This window comes from Saccharopolyspora erythraea, from assembly GCF_018141105.1.
Lineage (GTDB): Bacteria > Actinomycetota > Actinomycetes > Mycobacteriales > Pseudonocardiaceae > Saccharopolyspora_D > Saccharopolyspora_D erythraea_A.
Genome location: NZ_CP054839.1, coordinates 3647165 through 3660456 on the forward strand (window position 1 = coordinate 3647165; position 13292 = coordinate 3660456).

General features: G+C 70.7%; 14 protein-coding genes and 2 pseudogenes. 12 read left to right on the top strand and 4 right to left on the bottom strand.

What is annotated here, in order from left to right:
• Positions 1-74 precede the first annotated feature (74 nt).
• The 5 genes from HUO13_RS16705 to pqqC all read left to right on the top strand — a co-directional run bounded on the left by HUO13_RS16705 (position 75) and on the right by pqqC (position 4104).
• Positions 75-539, top strand: coding sequence for an MSMEG_3727 family PQQ-associated protein (locus HUO13_RS16705; protein ID WP_211902238.1), 465 nt, complete (start codon positions 75-77; stop codon positions 537-539).
• Between the two features lie 13 nt (positions 540-552).
• Positions 553-2238 (top strand): PQQ-dependent dehydrogenase, methanol/ethanol family, encoded by a 1686-nt coding sequence (locus tag HUO13_RS16710; protein WP_211902239.1) that lies wholly within the window; start codon positions 553-555, stop codon positions 2236-2238.
• A gap of 85 nt (positions 2239-2323) precedes the next feature.
• Positions 2324-2434 (top strand): pyrroloquinoline quinone precursor peptide PqqA, encoded by a 111-nt coding sequence (pqqA, locus tag HUO13_RS16715; RefSeq protein WP_009942740.1) that lies wholly within the window; start codon positions 2324-2326, stop codon positions 2432-2434.
• Between the two features lie 87 nt (positions 2435-2521).
• Positions 2522-3415: a pyrroloquinoline quinone biosynthesis protein PqqB gene (pqqB, locus tag HUO13_RS16720; protein ID WP_211902240.1), complete on the top strand. Its 894-nt coding sequence runs from the start codon at positions 2522-2524 to the stop codon at positions 3413-3415.
• A gap of 2 nt (positions 3416-3417) precedes the next feature.
• Positions 3418-4104, top strand: a complete 687-nt coding sequence (gene pqqC, locus HUO13_RS16725) for a pyrroloquinoline-quinone synthase PqqC (protein WP_211902241.1) — start codon at positions 3418-3420, stop codon at positions 4102-4104.
• Positions 4105-4151: 47 nt separating this feature from the next.
• Here the strand turns inward: pqqC and HUO13_RS16730 are convergent, their stop codons facing one another.
• Positions 4152-5180 (bottom strand): sodium:calcium antiporter, encoded by a 1029-nt coding sequence (locus HUO13_RS16730; RefSeq protein WP_211902242.1) that lies wholly within the window; start codon positions 5178-5180, stop codon positions 4152-4154.
• A gap of 235 nt (positions 5181-5415) precedes the next feature.
• Here HUO13_RS16730 and HUO13_RS16735 point away from each other — a divergent pair, with 235 nt between their 5' ends.
• From HUO13_RS16735 to HUO13_RS16750, 4 genes are all read left to right on the top strand, one after another.
• Positions 5416-5868, top strand: coding sequence for a YkvA family protein (locus HUO13_RS16735; RefSeq protein ID WP_211902243.1), 453 nt, complete (start codon positions 5416-5418; stop codon positions 5866-5868).
• Positions 5869-6012: 144 nt separating this feature from the next.
• Positions 6013-7095 (top strand): S-(hydroxymethyl)mycothiol dehydrogenase, encoded by a 1083-nt coding sequence (locus HUO13_RS16740; RefSeq protein ID WP_211902244.1) that lies wholly within the window; start codon positions 6013-6015, stop codon positions 7093-7095.
• Positions 7095-7724, top strand: a complete 630-nt coding sequence (locus HUO13_RS16745) for an MBL fold metallo-hydrolase (RefSeq protein ID WP_211902245.1) — start codon at positions 7095-7097, stop codon at positions 7722-7724. The genes HUO13_RS16740 and HUO13_RS16745 overlap by 1 nt, the downstream gene beginning before the upstream one ends.
• Positions 7725-7810: 86 nt before the next feature.
• The gene (locus HUO13_RS16750; RefSeq protein WP_211902246.1) at positions 7811-8185 is read left to right on the top strand and encodes a nuclear transport factor 2 family protein; all 375 of its coding nucleotides are present in this window, start codon (positions 7811-7813) and stop codon (positions 8183-8185) included.
• A gap of 23 nt (positions 8186-8208) precedes the next feature.
• On the opposite strand, the gene HUO13_RS16755 is transcribed toward HUO13_RS16750, so the two are convergent.
• Entirely contained in the window at positions 8209-9081 is an 873-nt protein-coding gene (locus HUO13_RS16755; protein WP_211902247.1) for an SAM-dependent methyltransferase, read from the bottom strand.
• A gap of 136 nt (positions 9082-9217) precedes the next feature.
• A complete protein-coding gene (locus HUO13_RS16760; RefSeq protein ID WP_211902248.1) occupies positions 9218-10303 on the bottom strand; it encodes a LacI family DNA-binding transcriptional regulator in 1086 nt (361 codons plus the stop codon).
• 95 nt (positions 10304-10398) lie between these two features.
• On the opposite strand from HUO13_RS16760, the gene HUO13_RS16765 reads away from it, so the two are divergent.
• Together HUO13_RS16765 and HUO13_RS16770 are read left to right on the top strand one after the other, a co-directional pair.
• Positions 10399-11589 carry an MFS transporter gene (locus HUO13_RS16765; protein WP_249124918.1) on the top strand — a complete coding sequence of 397 codons (1191 nt, stop codon included), beginning with the start codon at positions 10399-10401 and terminating at the stop codon, positions 11587-11589.
• Between the two features lie 242 nt (positions 11590-11831).
• The gene (locus HUO13_RS16770) at positions 11832-12575 is read left to right on the top strand and encodes a dienelactone hydrolase family protein (RefSeq protein WP_211902250.1); all 744 of its coding nucleotides are present in this window, start codon (positions 11832-11834) and stop codon (positions 12573-12575) included.
• A gap of 72 nt (positions 12576-12647) precedes the next feature.
• On the opposite strand, the pseudogene HUO13_RS38365 reads toward HUO13_RS16770, so the two are convergent.
• Positions 12648-12926, bottom strand: a pseudogene (locus HUO13_RS38365) (SDR family NAD(P)-dependent oxidoreductase); the annotation flags it as partial.
• On the opposite strand from HUO13_RS38365, the pseudogene HUO13_RS38370 reads away from it, so the two are divergent.
• Positions 12863-13012, top strand: a pseudogene (locus HUO13_RS38370) (SDR family oxidoreductase); the annotation flags it as partial. The pseudogenes HUO13_RS38365 and HUO13_RS38370 overlap by 64 nt on opposite strands.
• Positions 13013-13292 lie beyond the last annotated feature (280 nt).

Consider the following 13292-nt stretch of genomic DNA (forward strand, 5'->3'; position numbering starts at 1 on the left):
GATTCTCCTGCCACGCCTGCGGCGGCGATGCCGCCGATGCGCACGCGGTGGAGACGAATGAGGAGGTGAGGCCGATGGCGACCACAGCAGGGGAGCTGTCGGCGCTGGTGAGCGAGCTCGGGTTGGACAAGCAGAACCAGGCGACGCTGGGGCGGATTCTCGCCCACGGAAATCTCACGTACGCCGAGGAGGGGGCGGACGGGCGCCTGCACGCCCAGATCCGGATCCCGGTCGACGAACTGGTGTGGGACCCGTCGATCCTCGTGATGCCGCACTCGGGCGATCTCGAGCTCGAGATCTTCAACGATGATCAGAACACCCACTGCGCGCTGCTGCCGAGCAACGGCGACCGCCAGTTCGTATGGCTGCCGGTCCAGTCCCGCGCAACGGCCAGCCTGAACCTGGACGGCCCTGGCTACTACTGGTTCAGCTCTCCCATCGGCAACGACGAGGGGCGGGGCATGGTCGGGGCGATCGTCGTGCTGGGCGACGTCCCGGAGCAGGCCCGGCTCGACCGTCCGGCCCAGCCGCGACCCTAGGAAGGAGCCGAAGATGACTGAATACGTACAGGCCGGGCACGCCGTCAGCCAGTCATCGTTGAGCGGCGTGGCCGGGAGCGCGCCTCCAGTGGCACAGGACGTCACCTACGAGCGCATTCTCGACGCCCGCTCGGAACCGCAGAACTGGCTCACCTACTACGGTGCCTACGACGGGCAGCGCTACAGCCCGCTGGACCAGATCAACACGGAGAACGTGCATCGCCTCGTTCCCGCCTGGGTCTTCCAGGCAGGCTCGGCCGGTATGCACGCGGGCCCTTCGACGTACTCCTTCGAAGCCGCCCCGATCGTGGTGGACGGAGTCATGTACGTCTCCGGCTGGGACGGCTGGGTCTGGGCCATCGACGCCCGGACGGGGCAGGAGCTGTGGCGGTACAAGCACGAGGTCCCGTACGACACGTCGCTGTGCTGCGGCAACGTGAACCGCGGGGTCGCGGTGGCGAAGGGGAAGGTCTTCGTCGTCACCCTCAACGCCCACGTGATCGCGCTCGACGCGGTCACCGGGAAGTGCCTGTGGGACTCGATCTACGGCGACGTGCGGGCCGGTGAGAGCGCCACGGTCGCTCCGCTGGTCGTGAAGGACATGGTCATCGTGGGCAGCTCCGGCGGGGAGTTCGGGGTGCGCGGCCACCTCGACGCCTTCGACCTGGAGACCGGGCGGCACGTCTGGCGGACCTACACGATCCCCAAGCCCGGCGAGCCCGGGTCCGAGACCTGGCCGGAAGGCCCGGCCTGGACGCGGGGCGGTGGGAACTGCTGGGTCACGGGCACCTTCGACCCGGAGCTGAACCTCATGTACTGGGGCACCGGGAACCCGGCGCCCGACTTCGACGGAGGTGTGCGGGAGGGCGACAACCTCTACACCGACAGCGTCATCGCCGTGGACCCGGACAACGGCGAGATCCGCTGGCACTACCAGTACAACCCGCACGACCTGTGGGATTACGACAGCACGATGGAGAACATCCTGTTCGAACAGGACGGCCGCAAGCTGCTCGGGCACTTCGACAAGAACGGGTACTTCTTCGTCCTCGACCGCACGAACGGCGAGCTGGTGCGGGTGGTCCCCTTCGTCGACCGGGTCACCTGGGGCGAGATCGACTCCAACGGGAAGGTGACGCCCAAGGTGTTCCCCGACAAGGAGGGGGACGAGGTCCACTTCTGGCCGGGGCCCGCCGGGGGCAAGGAGTGGACGCACGCGGCCTACAGCCCGCGGACGCAGCTGTTCTACGCGCCGGTGCAGGACGTCGGCGCGATGGTCACCCGGCGGCGCAGGGAGTTCAAGGAGAGCATTCCCTATTGGGGAGCGAGCGTGACCGTGGACTCCGACGACATGGCGGGCTCGGTGTCGGCCTTCGACCCGTCCACGGGCCGCGAGGTGTGGCGCTGGAGCAACGACGTGCCGATGTGCGCCTCGGTGCTGGCAACGGGCGGCGACCTGGTGTTCACCGGTGAACCCACCGGGGAGTTCAACGCCTACGACGCGCGGACCGGGAAGCTGCTGTGGCAGTTCCAGACGGGCTGCGGCCACCACAGCAGCCCGACGACCTACAGCGTCGACGGGAGGCAGTACATCGCCGTGCCGGTCGGATGGGGCAGCTGGGTCGAGGGGTTCCTGCCCGGGATGCTCGGCGCGCCGCACGGCGACGCCCTGTTCGCCTTCGCACTGCCGCAGGACTAGGAGAGGTTGCAGGAGTGGCCTGCGCAGCGGTGCGGCAAGCAGCTGACGCGGCTTGTGGAAGATCGGCGGAGAGGAGGTGTCGGTCATGGAGTCCGCTGCCGCTGGACCCGAGCGTCTCGAGTGGGAGCCTCCCGAGTTCGAGGAGATCGGGTGCGCTTCGGAGGTGACGATGTACGTCGCGCAGTTGGAAGACTAGCGGCTGCCGCACGGGCGCCGGATGTGCGATCCGGCGCCTGTCGGTCTTCGGCCGCGGGTACCGACTGCGTGGGACGGGGGAGCCGGTATGTGGTTGCGGGTGCTCGGATCGGCCGCCGGAGGAGGGTTTCCGCAGTGGAACTGCGCCTGCCCCGGCTGCCGGGCCGTCCGCGACGGCTCCCGGCCCTGCCGCCCGCGCACGCAGTCGGCGCTCGCGGTGAGCGCCGACCGCCAGCGCTGGTTCCTGCTCAACGCCTCTCCGGACATCCGTGCCCAGATCGAGTCCTTTCCCGCTCTGCAACCGGGTGCGGGAAGGGCGACGCCGCTGCGGGCGGTGCTGCTCACCGACGCCGAGATCGACCACACGCTCGGCCTGCTGCTGTTGCGGGAGGGGCAGGCGATCGAGCTGCACGCGACCCCCGCGGTGCGGGAGACGTTGTGCGACGGGACGGCGATACTCCGGACGCTCGAGGCCTACTGCCGGGTCGAGTGGCGGCCGGTCGTTCCCGGCGCTGACGTGCCGCTGGGAGCCGGGCTGTCCTACCGGGCCTTCGACGTCCCCACCAGCAAGGCGGCCCGCTTCGGGCACGGCGGGCAGCGGGGGCGGGTCGTGGGCTACCGCCTGACCGACGAGGCCACCGGCCGTGCGGCCGTGTACCTGCCGGGCGTGCAGGAGCTCACCGCGGACGTGCGTGCGGAGCTGGACGGCTGCGCGTGCCTGTTCGTCGACGGGACCTGCTGGCACGACGACGAACTGGTCAGGCTCGGCCTGGCCGGGAAGACGGCGCGCGACATGGGGCACCTGCCGATCGGAGGTACCGGCGGCAGCCTCGAACAGCTGTCCCCGCTTCCCATCGAGCGCAAGATCTACGTGCACATCAACAACAGCAACCCGATCCTGATGGACGACGCTCCCGAGCGGGACGTCGTGGAGGAGCGCGGCATGGAAGTAGCCGAGGACGGGCTGGAGGTGCGGATCTAGCCATGACGCTGACCGGCACCGACGGCTTCGTCGCGGCGTTGCGCGCGCAGTCGCAGCGCTACCACGACCAGCACCCGTTCCACGTCAGGATGAACGAGGGACTGCTGAGCCGCCGCCAGATCCAGGGGTGGGTGGCCAACCGCTTCCACTACCAGGAGAGCATCCCGCTCAAGGACGCCGCGATCCTCTCCAACTGCCCCGACCGCGAGGTGCGCAGGCGCTGGGTGCGTCGGATCATCGACCACGACGGCGCGCCGGGCGGGCAAGGCGGCATCGACGCCTGGCTGCACCTGGCGGAGGCGGTCGGCCTGACCCGCGAGGAAGTGCTCGACGAACGGCATCTAGTCCCCGGTGTGCGGTTCGCGGTCGACGCCTACGTCACCTTCGCCCGCACCCGGCCGTGGACCGAGGCGGTGGCGTCGTCCTTGACCGAGCTGTTCGCACCGGACCTGATGGCGCAGCGCCTCGCCGCGTTCGAGCGCTGCTACCCGTGGATCGACCCCGGCGGCCTCGGCTACTTCCGCGCCCGGCTGGACCAGGCTCCCCGCGACTCCGAGCACGCCCTGGGGGTGGTGACCGAACACTGCCGGTCGGCCGACCAGCAGGCGCGAGCGGTGGCGGCGCTCTCGTTCAAGTGCGATGTCCTCTGGAGCATTCTCGACGCCATCGACCAGGCGTACGGGGAATAGAGATCATCCAGAAGTGGCTTGCGTAGCGGTGTCGTTGGCGGCGGGCGTCACGACTCGACCGGAGCGGCTCCGAACACGACGAAGCTGACCACCCAGTAGATGACGTAGAGGCCGAGCAGCGTGTACCCGTGCCAGCGCCTCAGCGATCCGGTGTGGAGGAAGTACGCGGCTAGGGCGGTCAGCACGATGAGCACCGGCAGGTGCCAGGTCAGCACTTCCGGCTCGACCACGATGCTGCCGCCTGCCAGGACGATGATGCCGAGCTTGCCCGTGACCGAGAAGACGAGGCTGCCGATGACGTTGCCGATCCCGATCGCGGGCACGCCTTTGCGGACCGGTTCCACGGTCAGGAGGAAGTCCTCGACGGTCAGCGCGAGGGTGACGATGGTGGCGCCGAAAACGGTGCCCTCGATCCCGAAGTCCTCCAGGATGCCGCTGGTTCCGGTGCTGGTGGCCGAGGCACCGATGACGAGCCCGGCGAGCGCGAGAACCGCCAGCCCCAGACAGGCCCAGCCGGGCAGCCCGCGGGTCTTGGCGAACGGCATCTCGGCGTGCGACGTCTTCCCCGCGGCCGGATCGCTTCCGTCGTCTGACCCCCGCATCTCCTCGTAGAAATCCGCATTCCGGAAGGTCGCGACGTCGCGTCTGAGCTCCCGGGTGGCGATGTAGGCGACGAACAACGCGAAGAGCCCCAGCATCAGCGCGCCGTCGATGACGGTGATCGGGGAGGTCAGGGTGAACACGACCATCACGAGCGGTGCGGCGGCGAAGATGGCGAGGTAGTCGCGCGGAACGCGGATCCGGGTGGGCGTGAGGATCGCCGCGAGCGCTAGAACGAGCCCGGTGAACGAGATCGCGGTCCCGAACACGAGTCCGAGTGCGACGTCCTGGAGCTCCTCGCGGTTGAGGACCGTACCGAGGACGACGTCGTCGAACTCGATCCCGGTGAAGACGATGGCGAGGAGGAACACCGGGATCCTGAGCCCGCTCGCCGCCCCCACGAGGTAGCCGACCAGCTTCTCGGCGCTGTAGATCAACAGCACCGCGCCGGAGATGAAGATGAAGATCGAGGTCATGCCGGAGGCCCCTCCTCGTCCCACCCGGCAGCCGGGCGGCGGTTCGCCCGCGGTCGTTCTCCGATCACCTTCTCCGCGGTTGTTCAGTGCAGGGCTTTGAAATGGTGACTGAGGGTTCGTCCCCTGGCACGTTCACGCCGGGTCGGTAGCATCGGGGTGTCGACGAGGCCGAGCACGCCGCCCGGCGGGGCAGCAGTGCTTGGCCGAAAACGCGCGTCAGCGGACAGGCCCGGAGATGCCAACAGTGGGTCGAGTGCTCATCGGGGTCGGCCTCGGCGTGCTCGTGTTGTGGCTTGCGCTGGTCGTGGTGTTGCTGATCGCGCGCCCCAAGGGCGGCCTGCTGAAGGAAGCGATCCGGCTGGCCCCCGACCTGGTCCGGCTGCTGACCCGGCTGGCCCGGGACCGTTCGCTGCCGCGTGGCGCGCGTGTATGGCTGGCTGTGCTGCTGGTGTACCTGGCGATCCCGTTCGACCTCGTGCCCGACTTCATCCCGGTGGTGGGCCACGTGGACGACGCCATCATCGTCGCCTGCGTGCTGCGCATGGTCGTGCGCAGGGCCGGGATCGACATCGTCCGCCGGCGGTGGCCGGGCAGCCCCGACGGGCTCGCCGCGGTCCAACGCCTCGCCGGGTACTCCCCGGCCGACCGCGAGGACCGGCCCCGGCCTCGTAAAACCGGCCCGGACTGATCACCGGGCCCGCGGTCCCGCCGGCTCCGGACACGATCGACGCTCTGGCGAGGAGGGACCGCCGCTCGGATACTGGGGGAGCCGGGGCGGTGCGCGCTTCGAAGCCTCGACATCGGACCAACCGCTGATCCAGTGAGGAGAACGATGACTTCGAGTCGTGCCGTGATCGCACCGGCGAAGGGCGTGCCGGTCGAGGTGGTGACCATCGAGGTACCGGACCCCGGCCCGGGGGAGGCCGTGGTGCGGGTGCAGGCGTGCGGGGTGTGCCACACGGATCTGCACTACCGCGAAGGCGGCATCAACGACGAGTTCCCGTTCCTGCTGGGGCACGAGGCGGCCGGGATCGTCGAGGCGGTCGGCGCCGGGGTGGAGGAGCTCGCCGAGGGCGACTTCGTCGTGCTGAACTGGCGCGCGGTCTGCGGGGTGTGCCGCGCGTGCCGCAGGGGGCGTCCGTGGTACTGCTTCGACACCCGCAACGCGTCGCGTCCGATGACGCTCGAGGACGGCACCGCGCTGTCGCCGGCACTGGGCATCGGCGCCTTCACCGAGCGCACGCTGGTGCATTCCGGCCAGTGCACCAAGGTCGACCCCGCCGCCCGCCCGGCCGTGGCGGGCCTGCTGGGGTGCGGAGTCATGGCCGGCATCGGAGCCGCCGTCAACACCGGTGAGGTCCGCCGCGGCGAGTCGGTGGCCGTGATCGGCTGCGGCGGCGTCGGGGCCGGGGCGGTGGCCGGGGCGCGCCTGGCCGGGGCCGCCCGCATCATCGCCGTCGACGTCGACCCCAAGAAGCTGGACTGGGCCGTCGACTTCGGCGCGACCGACACCGTGAACGCGGCCGAGACCGACCCGGTCGAGGCCATCCGCGCCCTGACCGGGGGCCACGGTGCCGATGTGGTCGTCGAGGCCGTGGGACGTCCCGAGACCTACAAGCAGGCCTTCTACGCGCGGGACCTGGCCGGCAGAGTCGTGCTGGTGGGGGTCCCGACGCCGGACATGCGCCTGGAGCTGCCGCTGCTGGACGTCTTCGCGCGCGGCGGCGCGCTGAAGTCCAGCTGGTACGGCGACTGCCTGCCCACCCGGGACTTCCCCGTGCTGGTCGACCTGTACCTGCAGGGCAGGCTGCCGCTGGAGAAGTTCGTCACCGAGGAGATCGGGCTCGACCACGTCGAGGAGGCCTTCGCCAGGATGGAGCGGGGCGAGGTGCTGCGATCGGTGGTGGTGCTGTGATGACCGCCCGCATCGACCACGCGACCACCTCCGGCACGTTCTCCCTGGACGGTCAGACCTTCGACGTCGACAACAACGTCTGGGTCGTCGGCGACGACGACGAATGCTTCGTGATCGACGCTCCGCACGACGCCGAGGCGATCCGCGACCTCGTCGGAGGCCGCCGGGTGCGAGCGATCCTGGCCACGCACGCCCACGACGACCACGTCCGGGTCGCACCCGAGCTCGCCGACGCCCTGCGCGCCCCGGTGTGGCTGCACCCGGACGACATGGTGCTCTGGCGCATGACCCATCCGCAGCGCGATCCGGACGGGGAGCTCGCCGACGGCCAGCGGCTGACCGTCGCGGGCACCGAGGTCGAGGTGCTGCACACCCCGGGGCATGCGCCGGGCGCGGTGTGCTTCCACCTCCCCGAGCTGCACGTGGTCTTCACCGGCGACACCCTGTTCGCCGGAGGTCCGGGGGCGACCGGGCGCTCCTACTCCGACTTCCCGACCATCATCGACTCGATCCGCGAGCGGCTGCTGTCCCTGCCCGGCGAGACCACCGTGCACCCCGGCCACGGGGACACGACGACCATCGCCGCGGAGAAGCCGCACTTGCGGGAGTGGATCGACCGAGGGCACTGACCGCCAAGCCCCCGGTCGCCGCGTTCGGCATCGGCCGTTGAGGTCCCGGCGATCTTCTCGTGATCAAGATCGGACACACTCACCGCATGCCCAGTGAGCAAGAGCGCAAGAAAGTCGCGATCGCCTATTGCGAGCGAGTCACAGCCGGAGACGTCGAGGGCATCCTGGAGCTGTTCGAACCGGACGCGGTGATCGAGGACCCGGTCGGCACGGGGCCCGTCGCCGGTCACGACGCGCTGCGCGAGTACTACCGCAACATCGCCGACAACTACCAGTCCCGCATCGAGACCGGCGAGCCCCGGGGCAGCCACGAGGACACCTTCGTGGCGTTACCGATCGTCGTGACCGCGACGATCGGCGGGAAGGCCAGCGTCGTCAACTCCGTCGACGTGTTCGAGGTCAACGACGCGTGCCGGATCACGCGCATGTGGGCCTACTGGGGTCCCTCGGACATCCGCTGACCGCGGCCCGGTGGGCCCCGGGCTCAGGGCTTGCGGGCGATCCCGCCCAGCTCCCAGAGCTTCTTGGGACCCTCCGGGTCGGCCGGGAACTCGCCGAACGGCGAGTCGGTCACCGACCAGACGGGCTCGGAGGAGTCGGGACGCCAGTCCACCACGTCGACCAGCCCCGGTTCCAGGAGCTCCAGCCCGTCGAAGATCTCGGCGACCTCCTGCGGGCTGCGCACGCGGCCCCAGGCCGTGCTGCTGGTCATGAACTTGGTGAAACGCTCCGCGGCTTCCCGGTCGTCGCTGACGATGTGCGAGAGCACGAGGTAGCTGCCGGAGGGAACAGCGTCGAGCATCCGCGCGACCACGTCGCGGGGTGCGGCCTCGTCGGGAACGCAGTGCAGGACCGACACGTAGAGAACGGCGGTCTGCTCGGTGAAGTCGATGAGCTGCCTGGTCCGGGCGTCGGCGATGATCTTGTCCGGCGCGGTCATGTCCGCCTGCAGCACCGCGGTGTTGCCGTCGTCGGCGAGCAGCGCCCGCCCGTAGGCCAGCACCACCGGGTCGTTGTCGATGTAGACCACCCGCGCGCCCGCCTCGCAGCGCTGGGCGATCTGGTGCACGTTGTCCGCGGTCGGCAGGCCGCTGCCGTTGTCGATGAACTGGCGGACTCCGCACTCGGCGGCCAGGAAGCGCACCGCCCTGCGCAGGAAGGACCGGTTCTCCCGCGCGAACAGCAACGCCTCCGGGACCTCGGCGACCAGCGCCTGGGCGACGTCCCGGTCCACCTTGAAGTTGTCCTTGCCCCCGATGGCGTAGTCGTAGATGCGGGCGACGCTCGGCACGCTGTGGTCCACCGCGGTGCCGGGCGGTCCGGAGTGCTGCGAGCTCGACGTCTCCGGGGTGTGCATGCGCGAGCCCTCCGCGAATCCATGATCATGATGCCCCCGGCAGGTTACCGCACGGTTTGCGACAAACAACCCATCGGAGCGGGGGTCCCGCGTCTGCCGCAGTGGGTCATGTCACTCGCGACAGCAGGGATGCGGGCTACTCCGGTGCGGGCCCGGTGCTGGACCCCACTCGCAGTGTGGTCGGCAGCAGGACCGTGTCCGGGCGGGTGCCGGCGAGCACGTCGACGACCATCCTCCCGGCCGCGCGGCCCTTCTCGGTCATCGGCTGCTCCACCGTGGTCAAGCGCAGGTCTCCCAGCCACGGGGTGTCGATCCCGTCGAAGCCGACGACGCTGAGGTCCTCCGGGATCCGCAGGCCGAGCTCGCGTGCGGCGTGGACGACTCCGACCGCGAGCAGGTCGCTCTGCGCCACGACGGCGGTGGGGCGCCGGTGCGGGGCGCCTGCCAGCAGCTCGAGCCCGGCGCGGTGGCCTTCCTCGATCAGCCCGTCGCTCGTCTCCCAGGCCGCGACGGCGTTGCCGAGAGCGTCTTCGACCCCGCGGAGCCGGTCGATGCCGGTGGTCGAGGTGGCCGTGGCTCGGCGGGGGCCGGTCAGCGGGCCGCGGTGCGTTCCGGGCAGGCGCATCGGCAGCGTGACCACGCTGATCCTGTGGTGCCCCAGCTCCACGAGGTGCCGGGTCAGCTCGACGGTGGCGCCGTGGTTGTCGATGCGCACCATCGGCACGTCCGGCAGGCGAGTGCCCTCCACCCCGATGATCGGCACCCCTCGGTGTTGCAGGGTGGCCACCGCCGGCGCGTCGTCCCCGCCGCAGCTCTCCACCACCACGGCGTCCAGCGGGGCCCGCTCGACCTGCGCCGGCGTCGGTCCTGTTCGCCCGCTGCTGCCCGACAGCAGCAGCAACCCGAACCCGGCCGGTGCGAGCTCCTCGGTGAGTCCGTCGAGCAGCGCGACCGCCACGGGGTCGCGGAACGCGTAGAGCAACCGCTCGCCGATCACCACGCCGACGATCCCGGACCTGCCCTGCCGCAGCGACCGGGCGACCGGGTCCGGGCCCGCGTAGCCGAGCCTGTCGGCGGCGTCGAGGACGCGTTTGCGGGTCGCGTCGGAGACCGGGCCCGATCCGGAGAAGACCAGCGACGCCGTGGACACCGCCACCCCGGCCGCGTCGGCGACCTTGGACAGCGTCGGGCGGGCGGCCGTGCCGGTCCGTGATCGGGGCATGCGCGAGTACTTCCTTGACGTCTCGACGGGCTGCCGGAAGACTACCGACCCGACGCGATCGAATCGATTCGACACTGGGGGGCCAGCTCGTGGCCGTGGAGTCGCGCACTTCCCGACCGGCCGTGTTGCGCGCGCGCAACGCCGTCACCGCGGTGTTCGCCGTCAACGGCTTCGCCATCGCCAGCTGGATGTCGCGCATCCCCGAAGCCCGGGACGCGCTGAGCATCACGCCCGGTCAGCTGGGAGCGCTGCTCCTGTCGATCTCGGTGGGTGCGATGGCCGCCCTGCCGCTGGCGGGCAGCCTGGTCCACCGCTTCGGCGCGCGGGCCGTCATCACCGGCGCCGCCGTGCTCGACGCGGCGGGGTTGGCGTGCAGCGGCGTAGGAGCGGCGGCGCTCGGCGACTACTGGCTGACCGCGCTGGGCCTGGTCTGCATGGGCCTGGGGTCTGGCGTCTGGGACGTGGCGATGAACGTCGAGGGCGCAGCGGTCGAACACGCTCTCGAACGCACGATCATGCCTCGCTTCCACGCTGCGTTCAGCCTGGGCACCGTCGTGGCTGCCGGGGTGGGCGCGGTCGCCGCGGCGTGGGCGGTGCCGGTGACGACGCACCTGGTCGCGGCCGCGGTCATCGTCACGGTGCTGCCGGCGTTCGCCGCACGGGCGTTCATCCGCGAGGAGGCCGACGACGGAGGCGGCGGCAAGAGCCCGAATCCGTGGCGGGCCTGGACCGATCCCAGGACCCTGGTCATCGGACTGATGGTGCTGGCCCTGGCGCTCACCGAGGGCACCGCCAACGACTGGCTCGCGGTGGCCCTGGTCGACGGCTACGGCGTGCCCGCCTGGCTCGGTGCCGCCGGGTTCGCGGTGTTCCTCACCGCGATGACTGCGGGCCGCGTCGCGGGCACGGCACTGCTCGACCGGTTCGGCCGGCTGCGGGTGCTGTGGGCGACCATGGCCACCGCCGGCCTCGGGGTCGTGCTCCTGGTCTTCGGAACGTGGCTGCCGATCGCGCTGCTCGGCGCGGTGCTGTGGGGACTGGGTGCCTCGCTCGGCTTCCCCGTCGGGATGAGCGCGGCGGCCGACGACCCCGAGCACGCCGCGGCACGGGTCAGCGTGGTGTCCACGATCGGCTATGCCGCGTTCCTGGCGGGACCCCCGCTGCTGGGCTACCTGGGCGACCAGGTCGGCACGCTGCACGCGCTGCTCGTCGTCGCCGTGCTGCTGGTGCCCTCGGCCATGGCCGTCCCGGCCGCCCGGCCTCGCGCTCACGCCACGTGCCGATGACGGGCCGTGCGCAGAGGTTGTCCGGAGTGCTGTCGTCGGCTTCGTCCGCTGGGCTATGTTGTGCGGCGATGACTACCGGGACGGCATCGCGCCACGCACGGATTGGTGACCCGGTGCTCTTCTGAGCGCCGTACGGGCCGGAGCGGGCCCGCTGTTCGATCGAGGATCTCGCGCTGCCGCGCGGGCTCCGCCTCCGTCGTGTTGATCACAGGCTCGACACATCAACCACGACAGGAGAGTTCATGCCCACCAAGACGCTGCGGATTCCCACCGCGGACGGCCAGGCCGACGCTTTCGCCGCGTTCCCCGACGATGGCGAGCGGCACCCCGGGGTGTTGCTGTACACGGACGCCTTCGGCCTGCGGCCCGAGCTGGAGGCGAGGGCCCGCGAACTGGCCGAGCACGGCTACTACGTGCTCGTTCCCAACCTCTACTACCGGCACGGCCCGGCACCGGTGGTCGAACTTCCCGAGCACATCGGAGAAGAGATCCGGCCCGCGGTCATCGCCCGGCTGTTGCCCTTGCTCGAGGCGCAGACCACCGAGGACGCCCTGCGCGACGCCGACGCCTACCTCGGGTTCCTCGCCACCCGGTCCGAGGTCGGCGCCGGACCGGTCGGCGTGATCGGCTACTGCATAGGCGCAGCCCTGGCGATGCGCACCGCGACGGCCCACCCCGGCCAGGTGGCCGCCGTCGCCGGATTCCACCCCGGGTTCCTGGTCACCGACGAGCCCGACAGCCCGCACCGCCGCGTCCCCGAGCTCACTGCCCAGGTCCACCTCGGCCTCGCCGAGGGCGACCTGTCGCCCGAGGCCATCAGCGAGCTCAACCAGGCCCTGGATGCCGCGGGTGTCGGCTACAGCACCGAGATCTACCCCGGCACGATGCACGGCTTCACCATGTCCGACACCGCCGCCTTCAACCCCTCCGCACTGCGGCGCCACTGGGACCGCCTGCTCTCCCTCCTCGACCGCACGCTGTCCTGAGTACTTGCCTTCGCCTCGCGCGGCGGTTCCGGTGGGTAGGACGCCGCCTTCGGGCTCGAGCTCGTTCAGCGGTGTGCTGACACCTCCCGGTACCCGGGCGTTGATGCGGATGCTTTCGGGAGGGAGTTCGAGAGCCGCCGTGCGCCTCAGGCCCGGCAGCCCGGATTTGCTCGCGGCGTAGGCGTAGCCGATCGCTCCTGAGGGCCCGAAGATGGAGGAGGTGTTGACGACGGCGCTGCGCGTTCCCTTGCGCAGCAGGGGAACCATCGTGCGCAGCCCAAGGAAGGCTCCGGGCCGCTGCCGCCGCGTCGGTTCCGCTGGGCCGCGTCGGGGCGGCCGAGGAGATCGCACGCTGGGTTCTGCGGCTCGCCGGTCCCGACGCGGGATTCATGACCGGCGAGTCGATCGTGCTCTCCGGCGGTGACGTTCTGCGGTGAGCGAGTCTTCCGGCCGGGTGTCCTGGCTCGCCCGGCGCGGCGGCTCCTCGTTGTGCGGCTCCACGACCGAAGTCGCCAGATGTCGTCTGATGCGACAACGTCGGCGGTCGATGCGACGGCGTACGTTTTTCGGAACTGTGCTTGAGTTCACGCGAGGCCCGGACATCGGCGAATCGCACTGGACGAACTCCACTACGCCCAGGAGGAAGACGAACGGCTCATGTCTGCACGACGTTGCTGGTTGGCCGGAGCGCACGCTTCCGTTCCCGCCGACCACCCG